This window comes from Neorhizobium sp. T7_12, from assembly GCF_002968535.1.
Classification (GTDB): Bacteria; Pseudomonadota; Alphaproteobacteria; order Rhizobiales; family Rhizobiaceae; genus Neorhizobium; species Neorhizobium tomejilense.
Window position 1 is genome coordinate 24,098 of sequence record NZ_PVBK01000012.1, and the last position, 21,125, is coordinate 45,222.

21 protein-coding genes are annotated in these 21,125 nt (G+C 62.7%); 19 read left to right on the forward strand and 2 right to left on the reverse strand.

Annotated elements, in window-relative coordinates:
• Positions 1 to 91 precede the first annotated feature (91 nt).
• Positions 92 to 784, forward strand: coding sequence for a GntR family transcriptional regulator (locus tag C5J26_RS22295; RefSeq protein WP_046665268.1), 693 nt, complete (start codon positions 92 to 94; stop codon positions 782 to 784).
• 42 nt (positions 785 to 826) lie between these two features.
• Here the strand turns inward: C5J26_RS22295 and C5J26_RS22300 are convergent, their stop codons facing one another.
• On the reverse strand, positions 827 to 1,645 hold the full coding sequence (locus tag C5J26_RS22300; RefSeq protein WP_046665267.1) for a sugar phosphate isomerase/epimerase: 819 nt from the start codon (positions 1,643 to 1,645) through the stop codon (positions 827 to 829).
• A 400-nt stretch (positions 1,646 to 2,045) separates the two neighbouring features.
• Between C5J26_RS22300 and C5J26_RS22310 the strand changes: the two genes are divergently transcribed.
• From C5J26_RS22310 to C5J26_RS22390, 17 genes are all read left to right on the forward strand, one after another.
• On the forward strand, positions 2,046 to 3,683 hold the full coding sequence (locus C5J26_RS22310; RefSeq protein WP_105403786.1) for an ABC transporter substrate-binding protein: 1,638 nt from the start codon (positions 2,046 to 2,048) through the stop codon (positions 3,681 to 3,683).
• A 108-nt stretch (positions 3,684 to 3,791) separates the two neighbouring features.
• A complete protein-coding gene (locus tag C5J26_RS22315) occupies positions 3,792 to 4,805 on the forward strand; it encodes an ABC transporter ATP-binding protein (RefSeq protein ID WP_105403872.1) in 1,014 nt (337 codons plus the stop codon).
• The gene (locus C5J26_RS22320) at positions 4,802 to 5,785 is read left to right on the forward strand and encodes an ABC transporter ATP-binding protein (RefSeq protein WP_046638011.1); all 984 of its coding nucleotides are present in this window, start codon (positions 4,802 to 4,804) and stop codon (positions 5,783 to 5,785) included. Before C5J26_RS22315 ends, C5J26_RS22320 begins: the two co-directional genes overlap by 4 nt.
• A gap of 12 nt (positions 5,786 to 5,797) precedes the next feature.
• Positions 5,798 to 6,724: an ABC transporter permease gene (locus C5J26_RS22325; RefSeq protein ID WP_105403787.1), complete on the forward strand. Its 927-nt coding sequence runs from the start codon at positions 5,798 to 5,800 to the stop codon at positions 6,722 to 6,724.
• Between the two features lie 12 nt (positions 6,725 to 6,736).
• Entirely contained in the window at positions 6,737 to 7,618 is an 882-nt protein-coding gene (locus C5J26_RS22330) for an ABC transporter permease (RefSeq protein WP_105403788.1), read from the forward strand.
• Positions 7,619 to 7,992: 374 nt separating this feature from the next.
• Complete coding sequence (locus tag C5J26_RS22335; RefSeq protein WP_046665260.1) at positions 7,993 to 8,646, forward strand: TerC family protein; 654 nt, start codon at positions 7,993 to 7,995, stop codon at positions 8,644 to 8,646.
• 279 nt (positions 8,647 to 8,925) lie between these two features.
• Entirely contained in the window at positions 8,926 to 9,882 is a 957-nt protein-coding gene (locus C5J26_RS22340; protein WP_105403789.1) for a VOC family protein, read from the forward strand.
• Between the two features lie 15 nt (positions 9,883 to 9,897).
• Positions 9,898 to 10,626 (forward strand): PIG-L deacetylase family protein, encoded by a 729-nt coding sequence (locus C5J26_RS22345; RefSeq protein WP_046665258.1) that lies wholly within the window; start codon positions 9,898 to 9,900, stop codon positions 10,624 to 10,626.
• 16 nt (positions 10,627 to 10,642) lie between these two features.
• Positions 10,643 to 11,314 carry a 4-carboxy-4-hydroxy-2-oxoadipate aldolase/oxaloacetate decarboxylase gene (ligK, locus tag C5J26_RS22350; protein WP_205412854.1) on the forward strand — a complete coding sequence of 224 codons (672 nt, stop codon included), beginning with the start codon at positions 10,643 to 10,645 and terminating at the stop codon, positions 11,312 to 11,314.
• Between the two features lie 53 nt (positions 11,315 to 11,367).
• The gene (locus tag C5J26_RS22355; RefSeq protein ID WP_105403790.1) at positions 11,368 to 12,423 is read left to right on the forward strand and encodes a 4-oxalomesaconate tautomerase; all 1,056 of its coding nucleotides are present in this window, start codon (positions 11,368 to 11,370) and stop codon (positions 12,421 to 12,423) included.
• Positions 12,424 to 12,438: 15 nt separating this feature from the next.
• Entirely contained in the window at positions 12,439 to 13,311 is an 873-nt protein-coding gene (locus tag C5J26_RS22360; protein ID WP_105403791.1) for an NAD(P)-dependent oxidoreductase, read from the forward strand.
• 182 nt (positions 13,312 to 13,493) lie between these two features.
• Positions 13,494 to 14,228 (forward strand): GntR family transcriptional regulator, encoded by a 735-nt coding sequence (locus C5J26_RS22365; RefSeq protein ID WP_105423027.1) that lies wholly within the window; start codon positions 13,494 to 13,496, stop codon positions 14,226 to 14,228.
• Positions 14,229 to 14,389: 161 nt separating this feature from the next.
• On the forward strand, positions 14,390 to 15,802 hold the full coding sequence (locus C5J26_RS22370) for an aminomethyltransferase family protein (protein WP_105403792.1): 1,413 nt from the start codon (positions 14,390 to 14,392) through the stop codon (positions 15,800 to 15,802).
• Positions 15,803 to 15,894: 92 nt separating this feature from the next.
• On the forward strand, positions 15,895 to 16,818 hold the full coding sequence (locus C5J26_RS22375; RefSeq protein WP_105403793.1) for a 5,10-methylenetetrahydrofolate reductase: 924 nt from the start codon (positions 15,895 to 15,897) through the stop codon (positions 16,816 to 16,818).
• 81 nt (positions 16,819 to 16,899) lie between these two features.
• On the forward strand, positions 16,900 to 18,150 hold the full coding sequence (locus C5J26_RS22380) for a LysR substrate-binding domain-containing protein (RefSeq protein ID WP_105403794.1): 1,251 nt from the start codon (positions 16,900 to 16,902) through the stop codon (positions 18,148 to 18,150).
• Positions 18,151 to 18,246: 96 nt separating this feature from the next.
• Complete coding sequence (locus C5J26_RS22385) at positions 18,247 to 19,026, forward strand: IclR family transcriptional regulator (RefSeq protein WP_105403795.1); 780 nt, start codon at positions 18,247 to 18,249, stop codon at positions 19,024 to 19,026.
• A 171-nt stretch (positions 19,027 to 19,197) separates the two neighbouring features.
• A complete protein-coding gene (locus C5J26_RS22390; RefSeq protein ID WP_105403796.1) occupies positions 19,198 to 20,211 on the forward strand; it encodes an amidohydrolase family protein in 1,014 nt (337 codons plus the stop codon).
• Between the two features lie 54 nt (positions 20,212 to 20,265).
• Here C5J26_RS22390 and C5J26_RS22395 read toward each other — a convergent pair whose 3' ends face one another.
• A complete protein-coding gene (locus tag C5J26_RS22395; protein ID WP_371681940.1) occupies positions 20,266 to 20,886 on the reverse strand; it encodes an MBL fold metallo-hydrolase in 621 nt (206 codons plus the stop codon).
• On the opposite strand from C5J26_RS22395, the gene C5J26_RS33695 reads away from it, so the two are divergent.
• Positions 20,855 to 21,031, forward strand: a complete 177-nt coding sequence (locus C5J26_RS33695) for a hypothetical protein (RefSeq protein WP_371681941.1) — start codon at positions 20,855 to 20,857, stop codon at positions 21,029 to 21,031. The genes C5J26_RS22395 and C5J26_RS33695 overlap by 32 nt on opposite strands.
• Positions 21,032 to 21,125 lie beyond the last annotated feature (94 nt).

Genomic DNA, 21,125 nt, shown 5'->3' on the forward strand with positions numbered 1-21,125 from the left:
AACAGCAGAGGGTCCGACGCCCAAGAGACTTGAAGAGCGTGGCCCGTTATGCGAGGCCTGGTTGTGATTTGAATGGGATCAGAGGGCAAGGATGGCGGATAGCGGGCTTTTGAAGGTCACGTCGCGCGTGACCGTTCAGGATACGGTCTACGAACAGCTGCGCCGGGCGCTGATGTGGGGTTCCTTTGCCCCGTCGCAGGCGATCACCATTTCGTCGCTGGCAATCGAGTTCGGGACCAGCCACATGCCGGTGCGCGAGGCGCTCCGAAGGCTTGCGGCGGAAAACGGACTGGAAATCGGCCATAACGGCTCGGCCCGGGTGCCGGCGGTTTCGCGCGAGCGGCTCGACGATCTCTGCCAGGCGCGCATCGCGCTCGAGGGACTGGCGACGGAACTTGCCGCCAAGCATATGACCGACGAGGATATCGACCGTTCGGAAGTGCTTGCGCGCGAGCATGAGGAAACCGGCAAGGCCGGCGACGTCTACGGCATGCTGCGCAAGAACCAGGAATTCCATTTCGGCATCTACGAGGCTTCGCGTTCCGAGGTGCTGCCCCAGCATATCGAGATGCTCTGGCTGCGGTTCGGTCCCTATATGCGGATGCTGACCAATTACGTGGAAAAGGAATTCGACAAGGGCGTCGTACACCCGTTCTCGTCCTATCACTTCCGGATCGTCGCGGCGCTTCGCGAGCGGAACGGCGCGCTGGCGCGGGAGATGATGGTGGGGGATATCCTTGCTACCCAGTCGCACCTGCGGGACATGTCTCCGGAACTGCGGTAACCCCGGCGCCGTGCGCCGGGGGTATAAGCTTCAAAGTCCGGCTTACTGGCCGAGGCCGAGCGAAGCGAGATACTCAACGGAAGCCGGAATCTTCGACTTGTCCTTGATCTCGACGATCAGGCGCGGATTGCTGGTGAGATCGGCAAGTGCCTGGAAGACCGACGGCCAGAGGATATTGCCTTCGCCAAGCGCCCAGTGGCGGTCTGCGTATCCGTCGGCGTCCTGCAGGTGGACGTGCTGCAGGCGGTTGCCGGCTGCCTTCACATAATAATCGACCGGCGGAGCGCCGGTGGAGCCATGCGCGTAATGGGCGTGGCCGGTATCGATCGAGACCGCGACGGCCGGTGAGTTGAAGCTGTCGGCAAGTGCCACGCGGACATGCTGGTCGATATCCTCGATGTTTTCCAGAACGATCACGGCGCCGATATCCTCGGCCTGCTTGACGGCATCGCGCATCGTCAGATGCACGTGCTCGACGACGCGCTCCGGCTCGCCCTTGTTGTTGTCGAGGTTGTTGTAGGACCAGGTCGTATAGGGGCTGTGGGCAACCATCTGCGTCGCGCCGATTGCCGCGCAGACGTCGAGGCCTTGCCTGAGGCGCTTAGCGACGACGGCGCGGATATCCGGGTCATTCGAGGCGATGGTGAAGCCCCAGAACGGGCCGTGGATGCCGAGGCGGCCGTCAAAACCGTCCAGCAGCTTCCTGGCGCGCTCGGCAAGCGGCGTCCAGTCGCCGTTCAATACGTCGGCGGTGGTGAAATCCTGAAGTTCGAGATCGCGCTGTTTTTCGAAAAGCCAGTTGCGGTGAATTTCGAGCTCGCCAAGCGTCATGGCGGCGCCGATCACGGGAAGGGAGGACATGGAAAACTCCATCGAACAAAGAAAATGTGGGGAGGGGAATGCGCCGGAAGAAACTCCACGCAGAGGGCTCGATGCCAGAATTTTGTGTCGGCAATATTACATTTGTAACGCGAGACGATGAAATTTGCATCCGTGTTCAATTTCATCGAATCGCCAAGATAGCGTCACGGAACTGAAACACAGGCTGGCCAAATAACCCCCGTAAATCAGGGGGTCGTCATGAGCGGCAGCAAGACGCTTCTTATCGTTGTTCATCGGGCGAGCGGCTTCATGTCCGCGGCCCGCGCAAATGGCGTGTCGTTGGCGGGCCAGGCTCTGCGAACCCCTTAATCCGTCACCGCTCGGGCCCGCAGGGGACTGATCGAGCTCGTCCATCAACCGAAGCCAAAGGACAATTTCCATGGTCAACTTCACCCGCCGCAGCACGCTTGGTCTTGCCGGCGCCGCTGCCGGTTCGCTGATCCTGCCGCGCTTCTCGATCGCACAGGGCGACAAGCGCCCCTCGATCACCATCGCCGTCCAGAAGATCACCAACAACAACACGCTCGACGTCTGGCACGAACAGTCGAATGTCGGCGAGCGCGTTTTCTTCCCGAACCTCTGGGAAGGCCTCATCCTGCGCAACTGGATGGGCAACCAGGGTCCGATCCCGGGTCTCGCGACCGAATGGAAGCGCATCGACGACAAGACGCTGGAACTGAAGCTGCGCCAGGGTGTCAAGTTCCACAACGGCGACGAGCTGACCGCCGACGATGTCGTGTTCTCGTTCTCCAGGGAGCGCGTGTTCGGCAATACGGAGCCGGCCGGCGGCAAGACGATCTTCGAATCCGAGCACAAGCCGACCACCGTCAAGGAACTGCCGGCTACCGTTCCCGGCGTTGGCCGTCGCCTGTGGCCGGCCCTTGCCGGCGTTGAGGCCTTAGACAAATACACCGTCCGTTTCCACAACGCGACGCCGGATGTCACGATGGAAGGTCGCCTTTATTCCGGCGGCAGCCAGATCACCAACCGCCGCGCCTGGGATGAAGCCAAGTCCTTTACGGAATGGGCCCGCAAGCCGGTTACGACCGGTCCCTACATGGTTGCCGAATACAAGCCGGACGTCTCGCTGACACTCGTCGCCTTCGACCAGTACTGGGGTGGCCGCCCGCCTCTCGCCCAGATCCGCTTCGTCGAAGTTCCGGAAGTCGCCTCGCGCGTCAACGGCCTGCTTTCCGGCCAGTACGACTTCGCCTGCGACCTGCCGCCGGACCAGATCGCCACGATCAGGGCTGCCAAGGGCTTTGAAGTTCAGAGCTCCACCATCTGGAACCACCGCGTTTCGACCTTCAACACCCAGAACCCGATCCTTGCCAACCCGCTGATGCGCCGCGCGATGACGCACTCGATCGATCGCAAGGCGATCGTCGAGGCGCTCTGGGCCGGCCAGACCGTCGTCCCGGCCGGTCTGCAGTTCGAATCCTTCCGGACCTCGGACATGTTCATCGAAGGCTGGGCTACTCCGGAATTCAATCCGCAGCTCGCCAAGGACCTCATCAAGCAGGCCGGCTACAAGGGTGACCCGATCCCGTACCGCCTGCTCAACAATTACTACACGAACCAGACGGCCAACGGCCAGATCATGGTCGAGATGTGGAAGCAGGTCGGCATCAACGTGCAGATCGAAATGAAGGAAAACTGGGGTCAGATCCATGATCCGGCAGGCGTCAAGGGCGTCCGCGACTGGTCGGCTTCCAACACGATCAACGACCCGATCACCCCCCTCGTCGTGCAGTTCGGCCCGAATGGCGAAGTCCAGCAGAAGAAGGACTGGACGAACAGCGAAATGAACAAGCTTGCGCAGGTCATGGAAACCTCCACCGACCGTGCGCTGCGCAAGAAGGCGATCGCCCGCATGCTGGAAATCTGCGAGCGCGAAGACCCGGTCTATCAGGTCCTGCACCAGAACGCCGTGTTCACGGGCATGAAGTCGTCGCTCAAGTGGAAGGCCGCTCCGGCCTTCGCGATGGACTTCCGCTCCTCCAACTGGGCGATCTGACCGGATCGTCTCCACTGCTCCGGCGACCAGACGGCCGCCGGAGCATCTGTTTTCAAAAACGGCAATGTCTTCGGTCCGGAAACGGCGGGAGGCAGGAGTATGGCGGATATGGATAAGGCATCGTCCAATCTGGTGGAATTGCGTGACCTGAAGGTCGCCTTTGACGGCGTCCAGGTTCTGCACGGCATCGATCTCAATGTGGGCCGGGGCGAAGCAGTCGGTCTCGTCGGAGAATCGGGATGCGGAAAATCGGTGACGTGGCTCGCGGCTCTGGGACTGCTTCCCGGCAAGGCGAGTGTCAGCGGTTCGGTTCAGCTTGATGGACAGGAACTCGCCGGCGGTTCCCGCGAGGCTTTCGAACGGGTGCGAGGCGGCCGGATCGCGATGATCTTCCAGGACCCGTCGAGCTCGCTCAATCCGGTGCTCCGGATCGGCCGCCAGATCGTCGAGGCGCTGGCGCTGCATCGTGGCCTCAGGGGCGACCCGGCCAGACGAGAGGCGCTGCGGCTGTTGGACATGGTCGGCATTCCCGATGCCCGCCGCCGTTTCGACCTCTATCCCCACGAATTCTCGGGCGGCCAGTGCCAGCGGCTGATGATCGCCATGGCGCTTGCCGGCGAGCCGGACCTCTTGATCGCCGACGAGCCGACGACGGCACTCGATGCGACGATCCAGGCGCAGATCCTCGACCTGCTGATCCAGCTCCGGGCCGAGACCGGCATGGCGACGGTGTTCATCAGCCACGATCTCGGTGCCGTTTCCCAGGTCTGCGAACGGGTCTGCGTCATGTATGCCGGCCGGATCGTCGAAGAGGGCAGCGTCGCCCAGCTCTTCTCCGAGCCGCGCCACCCCTATACGCGCGGTCTTTTCGACGCGATCCCGCGGATCGACGGTCCCCGCCACCGGCTTATCCCCATCCCCGGTACGGTTCCGAACCCGAAACATCTGCCCGAAGGCTGTTCCTTCTCGCCGCGCTGTTTTCGCGCGGTCGAGGACTGTCGCAGTGAGCGCCCTGCGCTCGAGACGTCGGCCGATGGCCGGCAGCTCGCCTGCTTCCGGCCGGTTCCGGCCAATGAGCCTGTCGAGACAAGAGCCAGAGTGATCGAGGACATGCTGCAATGACCGCCCTCATCGAAGCGGACAATCTCGTTCGCATCTACCAGATCCGCCGCGGTGTTTTTGCGCGGCCGCATCCGGTGCGCGCCGTGGACGGCATCTCGCTGGCACTGAAGCCCGGCGAGACGCTGGGTGTGGTCGGCGAGTCCGGCTCGGGCAAATCGACGCTCGGCCGGATGCTGCTCGGCATCGACGCCGCACAGGGCGGCGAAGTCAGGTTCGAAGGCAAGCCGATGCCGCATCTGAAGACGCCGCAATGGCGGGCGCTGCGGGCGAAGATGCAGTTCGTCTACCAGGATCCGCTGGCAGCCCTCGACCGGCGCGTGACGATCGCCAAGCAGATCGGCGAGCCGCTGGAGATCCACAAACTCATTCCGAAGCAGCATCAGGAAGCCCGCGTTGCCGAGCTGATGACGGCCGTCGGCCTGCGTCCGGATCAGGCCGGGCGTTATCCGCACGAACTGTCGGGCGGCCAGCGGCAGCGCGCCGTGATTGCCCGCGCGCTTGCCGCTCGCCCCAAGCTTCTGGTCTGCGACGAGCCGGTTTCCGCGCTCGACGTCTCCATCCAGGCGCAGGTGGTCAACATGCTGCGCGACCTGCAGGAGCAGAACGGCATCGCCATGGTGTTCATCAGCCACGACCTCAAGGTTGTGCGCAACATCGCCGACCGGGTGGCGGTGATGTATCTTGGCCGGATCGTCGAGGAAGCCTCTTCCGACGTGATTTTCCACTCGCCGCAACATCCCTATACCAAGGCGCTGGTCTCCAGCGTGCCGGTGCCGGGCAAGATCCTCGAAGGACGCGTCATCCTCCAGGGCGAGCCGCCGAACCCGGCCAATCGTCCGTCCGGCTGCGCCTTCCATCCGCGCTGTGCACTGGCGCGGGATGTCTGTCGTTCCGTCGTGCCGCAGCTTCGCCCGATCGGCAACGGCCGCACGGCCGCTTGCCATGTCGTTGCCGGCGAAGCCGCCTCGATCGCAGCCTGAGAGGAGCCTTCGATGATCCGCTTCGTAGCCGTTCGGCTCCTTCGGGCAATGATCACCATCTTTGCCGTCGTCACCTTCGCCTTCGTGGTGCTGCGCATGTCGGGTGACCCGGCCCAGGTCATGCTTGGCCCGGACGTGCCGCAGGAAGCCGTCGACGCGTTCCGCCGCGCGTGGGGACTCGACCAGCCGCTCTGGGTCCAATACCTCGCCTATATCAAATCGATCTTCACCGGCGATTTCGGCGTGTCGATGCGCGACAAGGCATCGGCGCTGGATCTGGTTCTGCAGCGCGTGCCTGCGACGCTGCAGCTCACCCTGCCGGCGCTGCTCCTGAAGCTCGTCCTGGGTATTCCGGCCGGCGTCTATGCGGCGCTGCATCGCCAGAGTTTCGCCGATCGCGGCGTGATCCTGCTGGCGGTCCTCGGCTTCACGATCCCGTCCTTCGTGATGGGCCTGTTGCTGGTGCTGATCTTTGCGGTCATCTTCGGGGTGTTGCCCTCCGGCGGCCAGGATACATGGGTGCACGGCATCCTGCCGACGATCACCATGAGCATCGGCGGCATCGGCATCCTCGCTCGTTTCTCGCGCAGCGCCATGATCGAGGTGATGGGCCAGCCTTATATCCGCACCGCCTCCGCCAAGGGTTTGAAATGGCCTGATGTCGTCTGGAACCATGCGTTGCCGAATGCGGCCGTGCCGATCGTGACGATCGTCGGCTTCATGGTCGGTTCGCTGATCGCCGGCGCCGTCGTGGTCGAATCGATCTTCTCGTGGCCGGGCATCGGACGCCTGCTGATCGTCTCGGTCGGCAACCGCGACCTCGCTGTCGTCCAGTGCATCCTGCTGATCATCGCAGCCACCATGGTGGTTTCGAACCTCGTCGTCGACCTGCTCTACGGTTGGCTCGACCCCCGCCTTCGCTCCAACGCGGCGCATTGAGGACAAAGAGATATGGCTACGATCAATCTGTCGGAAACCTCGCGGACGCCCGGCTGGTACGCGACGTTCATCTCGCGCCTGCGCCGCAACGTGCCATTCACCGTCGGCCTCGGCATTCTCTGGCTGGCGGCCGTGGTCGCGGTTGCGATCTTCGCCGACCAGCTCCGCCCCTACAACATCACCGCGATGGACCTGTCGAGCCGACTTTCCCATCCGGGCGCGCTGAAACACCTGCTCGGCACCGATGAACTCGGCCGCGACGTGCTTTCGCGCCTCCTCCAGTCGGTCCGGGTGTCGCTGATCATCGCCTTCGGCGCCACGATCCTCTCGGCTGTGTTCGGCACGGCGCTCGGCTTCGCGGCCGCGCAGTTCCGGGGTGCGGTCGAACATCTCGTGCTGGTGCTTGCCGATTTCCAGGCGGCGCTGCCGTTCCTGATCATGTCGCTCGCGGTGCTCGCCTTCTTCGGCTCGTCCATGGTGCTGCTCGTCTGCCTCATGGGGTTCTACGGTTGGGAGCGTTACGCCCGCATCGCCCGCGGCCTGGCGATCTCGGCAAGCTCGCAAGGCTATGCGGCCTCCGTCGTGCAGCTCGGCGCAACGCCGACGCGGGTCTATTTCCATCATATCCTGCCGAACGTCGCCTCGACGCTGATCGTCTCGATGACGCTGACCTTCCCGGAAATCATCCTGATGGAAAGCGGTCTTTCCTTCCTCGGCCTCGGCGTGCAGCCGCCGGAGACGAGCCTTGGCAACATGGTGGGGTTCGGGCGCGAATACCTGACCCGCGCGCCGTGGATCATGCTCGCTCCGTCGGTCGTGATCATGCTGACGACCCTGTCGATCAGCATTGTCGGTGACTGGCTGCGCGACAAGCTCGATCCCACCCTTTCGTAATCCCGGGGTGGTTCGCTGCAAGCCCGGTGGCCGCTTCCATCGATGCCGCTATTGGCGCTGTGGACGGATTACAACGGATCATCAACGATCCCGGGCGAAAACAGCCCAAAAACCGGCTGTTTCATAAACTCGCCACTTGAGTTTCTGCGATCATGCCGCTAAATCTCACGCCACCAGGACCGGGCCCCTCTGACAGTTCATGCTTGAGCTGTGATGTCGGACTGGATTAGTCCAACTTGGGTGCCTGGTGTTCGTGGAAATCATGTGACGACAACGGCGGTGACCTACGACAGGCGGAAATGCAGGTCGGGAGCGTCTCAAGTTCGTCTCGGTCCACTCGCGGGCACTCCCGCCTTTGAGAGATTGGGTGCCAAATGATGGAATTCTTTACGCCGGAGGCATTGTCCGCCCTCCTGCAGGTTATCATGATCGACCTCGTGCTGGCCGGCGACAATGCGATCGTCATCGGCCTTGCTGCTGCCGGCCTGCCGAAGGAACAGCGGTCCAAAGCCATTCTGGTCGGTATCATTGCAGCGACCGTGCTGCGTATCGGTTTCGCGCTTGCCACGACCCAGCTTCTGCAGATCGTTGGCCTGCTGCTGGCCGGTGGTGTCCTGCTTCTCTGGGTCTGCTGGAAGATGTGGCGCGAATTGCGCACGCCCCATCAGCATGAGGACGAAGCCAACGAAGCGCTGCAGAATGCAGACCTCAACGCCGACGGTACGGTCGCGGGCGGTGCGCCGCGCAAGACTTTCTCCCAGGCTGCCTGGCAGATCGTCATTGCCGACGTCTCCATGTCGCTCGACAACGTGCTCGCCGTTGCGGGTGCTGCCCATGAACATCCAGAAGTCCTGATCTTCGGCCTGGTCCTCTCGATCGCGCTGATGGGTATCGCGGCAAGCTTCATCGCCCGCCTGCTCAACAAGCACCGCTGGATTGCCTATGTCGGTCTCGCCGTCATCCTTTACGTGTCGCTCGAGATGATCTGGCGCGGCTATCACGAAGTCGCACCTTATCTCGGCGTGTAATATCGCCTGGCGCGGCGGTTCTGCCGCCGCGCCCTTTCCTTCGGGCCTCTGACGCCCGTCTTTGCCCGCCGTTTGCCGGGCGGTTTTTCCTGATCTCAACCAAAACTTATGCCACGTCAGCAGAACCTATTCGTCAGGCTGCCGATCTGCTTTTATGTCTTCATGCCAAGCTGCGGCGCCCATGCGCCGGCCGTGTTGGAGTGGAGGACGCGGGCTCGATTTTTTGGAGGAGATGCGCCTGTCCGCCGGGCGCGATAGATCGACCATCTAGGAAAAGCCATGACCGAACCCTGTTATGATGTCGCCCATCTCGGCCACGTCGAGCTTTATTCAGACCGTTTCGACGAGTCGCTCGACTTTTTCACCCGCGTCTACGGGCTGACCGAAAGCGGTCGCGAGGGCGACAGCGTCTATCTGCGCGCTTATGACGACTACGAATTCCACACGCTAAAGCTCACCAGGCATCACACGACCGGTGTCGGCCATATCGCCTATCGCACCTCGTCTGCCGAAGCGCTGGAGCGCCGCGTCAGGGTAATCGAGGAAAAGGGCTGGGGCGTCGGCTGGACCGAAGGTGATCTCGGTCACGGCCGGGCCTACCAGTTCAAGAGCCCCGACGGCCATCTGTTCGAGCTCTACTGGGACACCAGGGAATATGTGGCGCCGCCGGAAGAAAAGCCGGCGCTCAAGAACATCGCCCAGCGTTACCATGGCCGCGGCGCAAGCCCGCGCCGCCTCGACCACGTCAATCTGCTCGCTGCCGATGTCAGCCTGATCCGCGAGTTCATGACCACGGCGCTCGGCAGCCGGGTCACCGAGATGATCCAGCTCGACAACGGCCGGGTCGGCGGCTGCTGGTTCACCATCAACAACAAGACCTACGATCTTGCCTGCTCCGAAGACCATACCGGTTCGCACGGCCGCTTCCACCATGTCACCTATGCCTGCGACCAGCGCGAGGACATTTTGCGCGCCGCCGACATCTTCCTGGAAAACGGCGTTCATATCGAATCCGGCCCGCACAAGCATGCGATCCAGGGCACGTTCTTCCTCTATGTCTGGGAGCCTGCCGGCAACCGCATCGAGCTCGCCAATGCAGGCGCCCGCCTGATCCTTCGTCCGGACTGGAAGCCGGTCGTCTGGACCGAAGCCGACCGCAAGAAGGGCCAGGCCTGGGGCATGAAGACGATCGAAACCTTCCACACGCACGGCACGCCGCCGGTGGCACACAAGTAAGTCAAGAGGCATCCCATGGCAAAGACAGCATTGGTCATCAGCGCCCATTCGGCGGATTTCGTCTGGCGTTGCGGCGGCGCGATCGCGCTTCACGAGGAAAAGGGCTACGACGTCACCGTCGTCTGCCTGTCCTATGGCGAGCGCGGAGAAAGCGCCAAGCTCTGGAAAAACCCGGGCATGACGCTCGAAAAGGTGAAGACCGAGCGCCGCAGGGAAGCGGAGAACGCGGCCAAAGCGCTAGATGTCACCGACATCCAGTTCTTCGATCTCGGCGACTATCCGCTGGTCGTCGATCAGGACGCCAAGTTCAAGCTGGTCGACGTGATCCGCAAGGTTCAGCCTGAATTCATGCTCTCCCATTCCAAGTGGGACCCTTATAATACCGACCACATGTACGCGACGCAGGTTGCGATCGAGGCACGCATGATCGCCCAGGCCTGGGGCCACAATCCGGGCGAAAAGATCCTTGGCGCGCCGCAGCTCTACCTGTTCGAGCCGCACCAGACCGAACAGATGGAATGGAAGCCGGACGTCTTCCTCGACATCTCTCCGGTCTGGGAAAAGAAGTGGGCGGCCATCCAGTGCATGGAAGGCCAGGAACATCTCTGGGACTTCTACAAGAACGTCGCAGAAAACCGCGGCAACCACTTCATGCGCAATTCCGGCGGCCAGGCCAGCGGACGCAAGTCGACCCATGCGGAAGGCTTCCAGTCGGTCTTCCCGCGCACCGTCGACGAACTTTGATAGGGGACGAACTCTGATGCCGGTCGTCGTCCAGAATATCGAACGCGCGGATCAGTCGGTCATCGACCGGCTGGCAACCTGCGGTGTCGCCACGGTGCATGAGGCGCAGGGCCGCAAGGGCCTGCTCGCCAGCTACATGCGGCCGATCTATCCGGGCGCGCGCCTTGCGGCGAGCGCCGTCACCATCTCCGCCCCTCCGGGCGACAACTGGATGCTGCATGTGGCGATCGAGCAGTTGAAGGCCGGAGACATCCTGCTGCTCGCCCCGACCAGCCCCTGTGAGGACGGTTATTTCGGCGACCTGCTGGCGACCTCCGCCCAGGCGCGCGGCTGCAAGGGCCTCATCATCGATGCCGGCGTGCGTGACGTGGTCGATCTGACCCAGATGAAATTCCCGGTCTGGTCGAAGGCGGTCTATGCCCAGGGCACGGTCAAGGAAACCCTCGGCTCGGTCAACATTCCGGTCGTCTGCGCCGGCGCCTATGTCCGGCCCGGCGACGTGATCGTTGCCGACGACGACGGTGTGTGCGTGGTTGCCCGCGAAGAAGCCGAAGCGGTTGCCAAGAAGGCGGAAGCAAGGGTCGCCGCCGAAGAAGACAAGCGCAAGCGGCTCGCGGCCGGCGAACTCGGCCTCGATATCTATGACATGCGCGGCAAGCTCGCCGAAAAGGGCCTGAAGTATATCTGAGCGGTGGAGGCCGCTTTCTCTTTTCCTCACCGGGGAGAAGAAGGGAGATCGAGATGAGTGACACTGAAACCGGCGTCCGCTGCATGTGGATGCGGGGCGGCACCTCCAAGGGCGGGTATTTCCTCGCTGATGACCTGCCGGCAGACCGTGACTACTTCCTGCTGCGGGTGATGGGTTCGCCCGACCCTCGCCAGATCGACGGCATGGGCGGCGCCCATCCGTTGACCTCCAAGGTGGCGGTGGTTCGGAAATCCGGGCGAGAAGGGGTCGATGTCGACTATCTCTTCCTGCAGGTCTTCGTCGACCAGCCGATCGTCACCGACGCACAGAACTGCGGCAATATCCTCGCCGGCATCGGGCCTTTTGCCATCGAGCGCGGGCTGGTGGCCGCCAGGGGCGACAAGACCGAAGTCTCGATCTTCATGGAAAACACCGGGCAGATCGCCATCGCGACGATCGAGACGCCCGGCGGCCAGGTGACTTACAAGGGCGAGGCCCGGATCGACGGGGTGCCGGGGACTTCGGCGCCGGTGCCGATCGTGTTTGCGGACACGGCCGGTTCCTCCTGCGGCGCGCTGCTGCCGACCGGAAACCCGGTCGATATCATCGAAGGTGTCGCCTGCACGCTGATCGACAACGGCATGCCCTGCGTCGTCATGCGCGGCGACGTACTCGGAATTACCGGCACCGAGAGCCCGAAGGATCTCGAAGCGAACCAGGAGCTGCGCGCGAAGCTGGAGGCGATCCGCCTGAAGGCCGGGCCGATGATGAACCTCGGCGACGTTACCAAAAAATCCGTGCCGAAGATGACGATGGTCTCTGCACCAACGGCGGGTGGGGCGATCTCGACCCGTACCTTCATCCCGCATACGTGCCATGATGCGATCGGCGTGCTCGGTGCTGTCAGCGTCGCGACCGCCTGTCTCCTGCCGGAAGGTCCGGGTTCGGAACTGGCCGTCATTCCGGAAGGTGACGAAAAGCTGCTGTCGATCGAACATCCGACCGGCGAGATGAGCGTCATCGCCACCATGAAGGATGGCGAAGTCCATCGTGCGGCGGTGTTGCGCACGGCGCGCAAGCTTTTCGACGGTGTGGTTTTCGGCGACTGAGAGTAGGGCACGGGCATGAGGATCGCATTTCTGGGTTTTGGCGAGGCGGCGCGCGCCTTTCATGACAGCCTGGCGCCGAAGCTTGAGAACGGCGAATTCCGTGCCTACGACCTGCTGCTCGACGATGCCGAAAAGGTGGGTGAGATGCAGGCGGCGATGACGAGCCGCGGCGTCAGGCCGGAAGCGTCGCCTGCGGGTCTTGCCGATGCCGAATGGATTTTCAGCGCGGTCACCGCCGACCAGAGCCTCATTGCCGCGCAGTTGATCGTGCCGCATCTCGGCCAGGGCGCGCTGCTGATCGACATCAATTCGGTCTCCCCCGGCCGCAAGCGCGAGACTGCCGCGCTGATCAACGAGACGGGTGCCGACTATCTCGACATGGCCGTCATGGCACCTGTCCATCCGAAGGGCCATGCCACGCCGGTTCTGATTGCCGGCAGGAGCGCCGCCGAGCTACTGGAGCGTTTCCGCGGCCTCGGCTTCAACGCCGATATTGCAGGCGAGGCGGTCGGTGCGGCGACGGCCATCAAGATGGTGCGCTCGGTGTTCGTCAAGGGCCTGGAAGCGATCACTGTCGAGGCGCTGCTTGCGGCGGAGGCCTCGGGCTGTTTCGACGAAATTTTGGCGTCGCTGTCCCAGAGCTTTCCCGGCCTCGACTGGTCGAAATTCCCGGATTACCAGTTCGAGCGCACGACCCGCCACGGCCGTCGCCGGGCCGCCGAGATGCGCGAAAGCGGCGTTACCCTCGATGCGCTGGGGCTGAACGGCGGTCTTGCCCGCGAGATTGCCGCCGTCCAGGACGAGATGGCGGCGAGCGGCGCAAAGCCGGCCAGCGATCTCAGGGAAACCGTTGCGCGGGTCCTTTCGGCGCGGCGTCAAGGGAAATAAGCTCGTCTCTTCAGCGCGTTGCCTTGTATACGCGGCATGCTTTTCGACTCCAACCCCGCACCGTCATCCACAGCCTCAGTCCCCTGTATACATGAGGCTTGGCCAATCCATCAGATGTGGCTAAGATTTGCCGATCAACAGGCGGAAGTTGCGACCGGCCTGTCTCAGGCAAAGGTGCGGATTTGGAAGAGACCTCGAGAACGACCCACACGATGCGTGCGCTGATGGAACTGCGCAAGAAAATCCTGAGCGGCGACTACCCTGGAGGTACTCGGCTTTTCGAAGTTTCGCTGGCCGAGACGCTGCAGATTTCCCGGACGCCGGTGCGTGAGGTGATGTCGCGTCTTGCGGAGGAGGGATTGCTCGACCGGTTGGCAAATGGCGGTTTCGTGGTCCGCAGCTTCACCTATGCGGATGCCGTTGATGCGATCGAGCTGCGCGGCGTGCTCGAAGGGACCGCGGCGCGGCTTGCCGCCGAACGCGGCGTCTCCCAGGCCGGATTGGATCAGCTTCGGGAAATCCAGGCCCGGCTTGATGATTGCTTCGGCGAAGCCGCGGACGAGGTGGATCTGGAAGCCTATTCGGAGGCGAACGCAAAGTTTCATGTGGTGCTGGTCGAGCTCTCCGGCAGCACGGTAATCCAGCGGGAGGTCGAGCGCGCGACACGGCTGCCATTCGCGTCGCCATCGGCTTTCCTGTCAGGCCGAGCCCATGTGGCGGCCTTCCGTCAGTCGTTGCATATCGCGCAGGAACAGCATCGTACTTTGGTGCAGGCGATCGCCGGCCGTGAAGGTGCAAGGGCGGAATTCATTGCCCGCGAGCACGCCCGCATTGCCCGCAAGAACCTCGAATACGCCGTGTTCGAGGATCCGGAACTGATGCTGACCGTTCCGGGCCTGGTGCTCCTCAACTCCTGAGACCCGACCGCCTGCCGCAGGTTTTGATGGCCGGAAGCCTTCGGTTTACTATCCCCGAGGCGATCATCAGCCTGCCGAATATTTCCCCTTGAATTTGTCTTCCGATGCCGTCATGTATACACGACATCGCAAGCTACAGACAAACCATAGGGAGGAATTCCGTGACTCAGGCCAATCTCACTCAAGTTTTGAAGGATGCGGGCAACACCGTCGAGCATCTGCGCAACTCCAAGACCGGCATCTATGTATACCCGGTCGTGGCTCCGGAATTTTCCAACTGGCGTTCGGAACAGGCTGCATGGCGTGAAGGCGCGGTTCTTTTCGACCAGTCGCATCACATGGACGAACTCGTCGTCGAAGGCCAGGACGCCGCCAAGTTCCTCGAGAGCCTGTCGATCAACAGCTTTGCCAATTTCGGCGTCGACCGCGCCAAGCACTACGTTCCGGTGACGCCTGCCGGTCATGTCATCGGCGACATGATCATCTTCCGCGAAACGGAAGAAAAGTTCGTCCTCGTCGGCCGTGCACCGACCGCCAACTGGCTGCTCTACAACGCGTCGCTCGGCAAATATAACGTCAAGCTGACCCACGACCCGCGTTCGCCTTCGCGTCCGGACGGCAAGCTCGTCACCCGCATCCACTACCGCTTCCAGATTCAGGGTCCGGATGCGCCGAAGGTCTTCGAAAAGATGAACGGCGGCCCGATCCCGGAAATCAAGTTCTTCCACGTCGACTGGATCAATGTCGGCGGCCGCAAGGTTCAGGCTCTGCGCCACGGCATGGCCGGCGCTCCGGGTCTCGAAATCTGGGGTCCGTATGCGGAGAAGGACGAAGTCCGCGCCGCCATCATCAAGGCAGCTGAAGAGGCCGGCGTCGATCTGCGTCCGGTCGGCAGCCGCGCCTATGCCACCAACACCCTGGAATCCGGCTGGATTCCCTCGCCGCTTCCCGCGATCTACACCGGCGACGAACTGCAGGCCTATCGCGACTGGCTTTCTGCCCAGAGCTACGAAGCTTCGGGCTCGATCGGCGGCAGCTACGTCTCCGACAAGATCGAAGACTACTACCTCAACCCCTACGAACTCGGCTACGGCGTCTACGTCAAGTTCGACCACGACTTCGTCGGCCGCGCCGCCGTCGAAAAGCAGAAGGCGACCCCGCAGCGCCGCAAGGTCACTTTCGAGTGGAATTCCGACGACGTCGTCAAGGTCATCGCTTCGGCTTTCCAGCCCGGCGAACAGGCCGCCAAGTGGATCGACTTCCCGCTCTCCAACTACGCCTCGTCGAGCTTCGACAAGGTTCTGAAAGACGGCAAGGTCGTCGGCCTGTCGATGTTCAACGGCTATAGCTACAACGAGCGTTCCATGCTGTCGCTCGGCGTCGTCGATGCCGACATCGAGGAAAACGATATCCTGACGCTCATCTGGGGCGAGCCGGATGGTGGTACTTCCAAGACCTCGGTCGAGCAGGGCCATAAGCAGGCCGAGATCCGCGTTCGCGTCGCAGCCGTGCCCTACGCTCAGGAAGCGCGTGAAAATTACGCCGAAAGCTGGCGCACAAAGAAGGCCCTCTAATCGATGGGCGTGCGAGAACGGGTTGTTCTCGCACGCCGCTCCGTCCGTCTGACCGGACGTTTTTCACTGGCTAAACGGGGGGAGGATCAACAATGGCATTTTTGAATCTGTTCAGGGGCAAGCAGGAAGAGAAGTCCGTGGAGCCGGCCAGCTTCAGGGACCTTATCGACGGCTATTCTATCGAAGTCATGCCGCGCACGGCGGCCAAGATCGAAGATTTCAAGGCCCTGCTGCCGAAGGGCACGCGGGTCTATATCGCCCATATCGACGGGACGCCGATCGAGGACATGGTGCAGACCGCAAGGCGGCTGCACGAAGACGGTTTCCCCGTCATGCCGCATTTTCCCTCCCGCATCATTGCAAGCCATGCGATCCTGGAGGACTGGATCAAGCGCTACAGAAACGAGGCGGGCGTGGACCAGGCGCTGCTGCTCGGCGGCGGCGTATCGACGCCCGCCGGCGATTTCGACAGTTCCATCCAGCTGATCGAGACCGGCCTGTTCGACCGCTACGGCTTCAAGCGGCTGCATGTCGCCGGCCACCCGGAAGGCAACAAGGACATAGACAAGGATGGCGGTTACAGGATCGTCGACGAGGCATTGAAGTTCAAGCAGGCCTATTCCGAGCGCACCGATGCGGAGATGGCGATCGCCACCCAATTCGCCTTCGATGCCAAGCCGGTCATCGCCTGGGCGGAGCGCATCGCCGCCGCCGGCGTCAAGCTGCCGATCCATCTCGGCATTGCCGGACCGACCAAGCTGCAGACGCTCATCAAGTTTGCGATCGCCTGCGGCGTCGGCCCCTCGCTCGGCGTGTTGCAAAAGCGCGCGATGGATCTCAGCAAGCTCCTGGTTCCCTACGAACCGACGGAAGTGCTGACCGAGATCGCTCATTACAAGGCTTCCCATCCGGAAAGCCTGATCCAGCAGATCCATGTCTTCCCGCTCGGCGGCATCCGTGCCAGCGCGGAATGGATGAACGAACAGCTGACCGGCGAGCGTAACGTCGCACCGTGAATTAACCGAAGCGGGGCAAGTGCCGGACTTGCACCGTTTCGACCCGCTGCCGGGAGGAGAAAGGCAGGGGAGGACAGGCACGTGGACTATCCTAATCTGCGCCATATCCGTCTTTTCTGCGCCTGCCTGCGCACCGGCTCGCTGACGCGGGCGGCCGATATCGTCGGCGTCACCCAGCCGGCGGCCTCGCAGGCGATTTCCCGCCTCGAAGACCGCTTTGGAACGCGGCTTCTCGAGCGCGGGCCGGGACACGCGATGGCGACGCCGGCAGGCCGGGTCGTCCAGACCCGGTCGCTGAGGGCGCTCGATCTTATCCGGACCGGTTGCCAGAAGCTCCAGGCTGACTCGGGTTCGCGCGGCTCCGGTGCCGATGCAAGGCTGACGATCTCCCACCTGCGCGCCCTGCAGGCCTTTGCCCAGACCGGAGGATTTCCGGGTGCCGCGCGCATCCTCGACCAATCGGGCGCCGCAGTTCAGCGCACGGCGCGCAACGCGGAGGCAATCCTCGGCACAAGCCTTTTCGAGGCCGATGGCCGCGCGACGCGGTTCACCGGTGCCGGTCGCGCCGTTGCCCGCTGGGCCGGCCTTTCGCTGAAAGAACTCGGCAACGCCACCGAGGAAGTGCAGGAGCTGCGCGGCAAGTTCGATGGCCTGGTATCGATCGGCGCGCTGCCCATGGCGCGCACCACCATCGTGCCCGATGCCATTGCCTCGCTGGCCCTCACCCATCCGCTGGCGCGGTTCGAGATCCTCGAAGGCAGCTACGAGCAGCTCCTCAGCGATCTGGAAATGGGACATATCGATTTTCTGATCGGGGCGCTGCGCAGCCGCCTGACGCCGACACTCGGCCAAGAGCCGCTTTTCGATTTTCGGCTGGCGGTCGTCGCGGGTGCCGGTCATCCGCTTTCGGGCAAGACGGAGGTCTCGCTTGCCGAACTTGCCTCCTATCCATGGGTGGTGGCGCGCAAGGGCACGCCCAACCGCAACACGTTCGATGCCCTGGCCGCGAAGTTTCCCGATGGACCGCAGACGCAGGGGACCGTCGAGACCGGTTCGCTGACGGCGTTGCGCGGCATCCTGATGCAGACGGACCGGCTGGCGCTGCTGTCCCGGCATCAGCTCCGGCACGAGTTGAAGGCGGGGTTCCTGGCGCTTCTGAACTATGAAGTGTCGGGAAAGCCGCTGTCGATCGGCATCACCACCCGCCGCAACTGGCAGCCGACCGCTCTCCAGGCGGAATATCTGGCGGCGATCCGGCGTGTGGTCGCGATGGAGGAGGCAGTCAGCGCTCCCGGCGGCAGCCGCCTCCCTCCGCTGAAGGCGGCCGAGTAGCACCACTTGCCATTGCAGTTTTCGCAGTTATCGTTATTGCCGCATAGGTCCGGCCGGTCTGATGTCGCGCGCCGTCAGGAAAGAGCGGGAGCATCTTTGAGAAAAAAGGCCGTCAACAGTCTCGAACGCCTTCAGGCGGTACTTGAGGTTTTCACCGAGGATCGTCTGGAATGGACCCCGGAAGAGCTGATGGAGGAGCTGGGCTATAGCCGGCCGACCCTCTATCGCTATCTGAAGATCCTGAAGGACAGCGGTTTCCTCACCTCCATGCCGAATACCGGCTTCACGCTGGGGCCGAGGGTGGTTGAGATGGATTATCTCCTGAGGAAATCCGACAACCTCATCCTTTCCGGCGCGCCCTACCTCCAGAAACTCACGGGGCGATACGAATGCACGGCGCTTCTGGTGCGCTGGTACGGCGAAAAGATCCTCTGCGTTGATTCGATCAGTTCCAGCCGCGAGGCGATCAGCAGCTATCCGCGCGGGCGGCCGATGCCGCTCAGCCGGGGCGCGATAGGCCGGTCCATCGTTGCCTTCCTGCCGCGCCGCAATCTCCTGCCGCTGATCAATCGCACGCTCGACGACTGGCAGGCGGCGGGCGCCGGCGATACCGTGGAAGCCGTCCTCGATGGGCTGAAGTCGGTGCGCAAGAAGGGTTACGCCGTGGCCCATGGTGAGGTGACACCCGGTGTCGTCGGTTTCGCGGCACCGATCTTCGATGCGGGCCAGAGCCCCATCGCCAGCTTTTCCGTAACGATCGCTCAAGAACACGCCAGCGGCTCCGCGGTGGAGGATATCGGCCGGGAAGTCTTGCTTGCAGCGGGTGAGATCACCGCCGCGCTGGCCTCGCATCGACACAGGATTTCTAGTCGATAATCTCATAATACAAGAAAATGTGTTGACTTTCGCCGACTGCCTTCGCATTTTGCCGCGACGGAGCATGGCCGATCTCGGCATCGCTCGGCTCGCGGATTTTTTAAACGCCTCGGGGCACTGGACTTCCCTTAGTTCGCGGTGCCGTAGCAGGACAGACAGGAGGAGCATCCCATGAAGAAGATCGACGCTTTCAACCATATCTGGCCAAAGCCCTTTTTCGACAAGCTGATCGGCTATATCGGCACGATGACCGACGTCACCATGCGCTCGGGCGCGGTGCCGATGATGACGGACCTCGACCGTCGTTTCCAGGTGATGGACATGTTCGGCGAGGACTACCAGCAGGTCCTGTCGCTCGCTTCCCCCCCGCTCGAAAAGCTGGCCGGGCCTGAGCGCGCCTATGACCTCGGTCGGATCGGCAACGATTCGCAGGCGGAACTCTGCGAAAAGTATCCGGAACGCTTCCCGGCCTTCATCGCCACCGTGCCGATGGAAAACCAGGAATGGATGATGGCGGAAACCAAGCGGGTTGTCGAAGATCTCGGCGCTTGTGCGGTCCAGATCTTCACCAATTACAGCGGCAAGCCGCTCGACCTGCCGCAGTTCGAGCCCTTCTTCGAATATATGGCAAAGTCCGGCAAGCCGGTCTTCCTGCATCCGTCGCGCGGCGCCAACTTCCCGGACTACCTGACGGAAGACCGTTCGGAATACGAGATCTTCTGGACCTTCGGCTGGCCGTATGAAACTTCGGCGGCAATGGCGCGCCTCGTGTTCTCGCGCATCTTCGACAAGTACAAGGGTCTCAAGGTCGTCACCCACCATGCCGGCGGCATGGTGCCCTTCTTCGAAGGCCGCGTCGGTGCCGGCTGGGACCAGATGGGCAAGCGCACCTCCGACCGCGATCTCTCGACCGTGCTGAAGGCGCTCGAGCGTCCGCATCTCGAATACTTCAAGGAATTTTATGCCGATACGGCGAGCTTCGGTTCGACCAAGGCAATCGAGCACGCCATCGAATTCTTTGGCGAAGACCGGGTGCTTTTCGCCTCCGACGCGCCGTTCGATCCGGAAGGCGGCCCGATGTACATCCGCGAGACCATCAATGTTCTCGACAACATGGACATCTCCGATGCCACCCGTCAGAAGATCTACGAGGGCAATGCCAAGAAGCTTCTCGGCCTGAAATAAGCGACCCGGTTCTCGGGACTGTCGGACGCGCGGGCGGCAACGCCCGCGCGTTCTTCATTTGGAGAGCCGGTCGATATACCGCCTGGCGGAGCGGGCGACGATCGCCTGGCCGTCCTGGCGGACATTCTGATGCGAGAAAGCGCCGTAGATCCGCTCGAAAGGCCAAAGTGCCAGCCGCTCCGCGACATCGGCGACTTCAGCGGCGCTGAGCGGCAGCATGTTTGGGTAGCTCCACATGAAGGAGACGTGGTCGGCGCCTGGCGTGACCTGGACGATATCTCCGGCCAGCAGCACGCCCTTGTCGTCTTCGCCCGCCCAATGCAGGACGGTGCCGCCGGCAAAGTGTCCGCCGCCATGAACCAGCGTGACGGACGAGGAAAGCACCAGCGCGTCCTCGTCCCACAGCCGGACGTGATCCGACGGACGGCAGATCCACTCCTTGTCCGCGGCATGCAGATAGATCGGCGCGTCGAAGGCGGCGGCCCAATCCTGCATGGTCGTGTAATAGTGCGGATGGGAGATCGCGATGGCGCTGAGGCCGCCCAGTGACTGGACGATCGCCTTGGTCGCATCGTCGAGGAGCGCGATGCAATCCCAAAGGATGTTTCCCGCCGGCGTGCGAAGCAGCAGGGTCCTCTGGTTGATGGCGAAGGCGGGGACGGTCTGGATCGCCAACAGCTCCGGCTCGAGCTGCACCCAAGAATTTCGGTGCGTCCGTGCGAGCTTTTCCGTCGTCGTCCAGGCTTGGCCGGAAGGCGGTATATATTGGCGCTCGTCTGTGCAGATGGGGCACGCTTCCGGCGCTTCCTCGGCTTCCTGAAAGGAAGTGCCGCAGGCGCCGCAGAGAAAAACCGACATCGAAACCTCCCTCGGGACTGTCCATAGGTCCCGTCATGAATTTGACAGGAAACGAT

Bases quoted from the DNA above. Each gene is read 5' to 3' on its own strand.
- C5J26_RS22295 (WP_046665268.1), top strand. From the start codon at position 92: ATGGCGGATAGCGGGCTTTTGAAGGTCACGTCGCGCGTGACCGTTCAG.
- C5J26_RS22300 (WP_046665267.1), bottom strand. From the start codon at position 1,645: ATGTCCTCCCTTCCCGTGATCGGCGCCGCCATGACGCTTGGCGAGCTC.
- C5J26_RS22310 (WP_105403786.1), top strand. From the start codon at position 2,046: ATGGTCAACTTCACCCGCCGCAGCACGCTTGGTCTTGCCGGCGCCGCT.
- C5J26_RS22315 (WP_105403872.1), top strand. From the start codon at position 3,792: ATGGATAAGGCATCGTCCAATCTGGTGGAATTGCGTGACCTGAAGGTC.
- C5J26_RS22320 (WP_046638011.1), top strand. From the start codon at position 4,802: ATGACCGCCCTCATCGAAGCGGACAATCTCGTTCGCATCTACCAGATC.
- C5J26_RS22325 (WP_105403787.1), top strand. From the start codon at position 5,798: ATGATCCGCTTCGTAGCCGTTCGGCTCCTTCGGGCAATGATCACCATC.
- C5J26_RS22330 (WP_105403788.1), top strand. From the start codon at position 6,737: ATGGCTACGATCAATCTGTCGGAAACCTCGCGGACGCCCGGCTGGTAC.
- C5J26_RS22335 (WP_046665260.1), top strand. From the start codon at position 7,993: ATGATGGAATTCTTTACGCCGGAGGCATTGTCCGCCCTCCTGCAGGTT.
- C5J26_RS22340 (WP_105403789.1), top strand. From the start codon at position 8,926: ATGACCGAACCCTGTTATGATGTCGCCCATCTCGGCCACGTCGAGCTT.
- C5J26_RS22345 (WP_046665258.1), top strand. From the start codon at position 9,898: ATGGCAAAGACAGCATTGGTCATCAGCGCCCATTCGGCGGATTTCGTC.
- ligK (WP_205412854.1), top strand. From the start codon at position 10,643: ATGCCGGTCGTCGTCCAGAATATCGAACGCGCGGATCAGTCGGTCATC.
- C5J26_RS22355 (WP_105403790.1), top strand. From the start codon at position 11,368: ATGAGTGACACTGAAACCGGCGTCCGCTGCATGTGGATGCGGGGCGGC.
- C5J26_RS22360 (WP_105403791.1), top strand. From the start codon at position 12,439: ATGAGGATCGCATTTCTGGGTTTTGGCGAGGCGGCGCGCGCCTTTCAT.
- C5J26_RS22375 (WP_105403793.1), top strand. From the start codon at position 15,895: ATGGCATTTTTGAATCTGTTCAGGGGCAAGCAGGAAGAGAAGTCCGTG.
- C5J26_RS22390 (WP_105403796.1), top strand. From the start codon at position 19,198: ATGAAGAAGATCGACGCTTTCAACCATATCTGGCCAAAGCCCTTTTTC.
- C5J26_RS33695 (WP_371681941.1), top strand. From the start codon at position 20,855: ATGGCGAAGGCGGGGACGGTCTGGATCGCCAACAGCTCCGGCTCGAGC.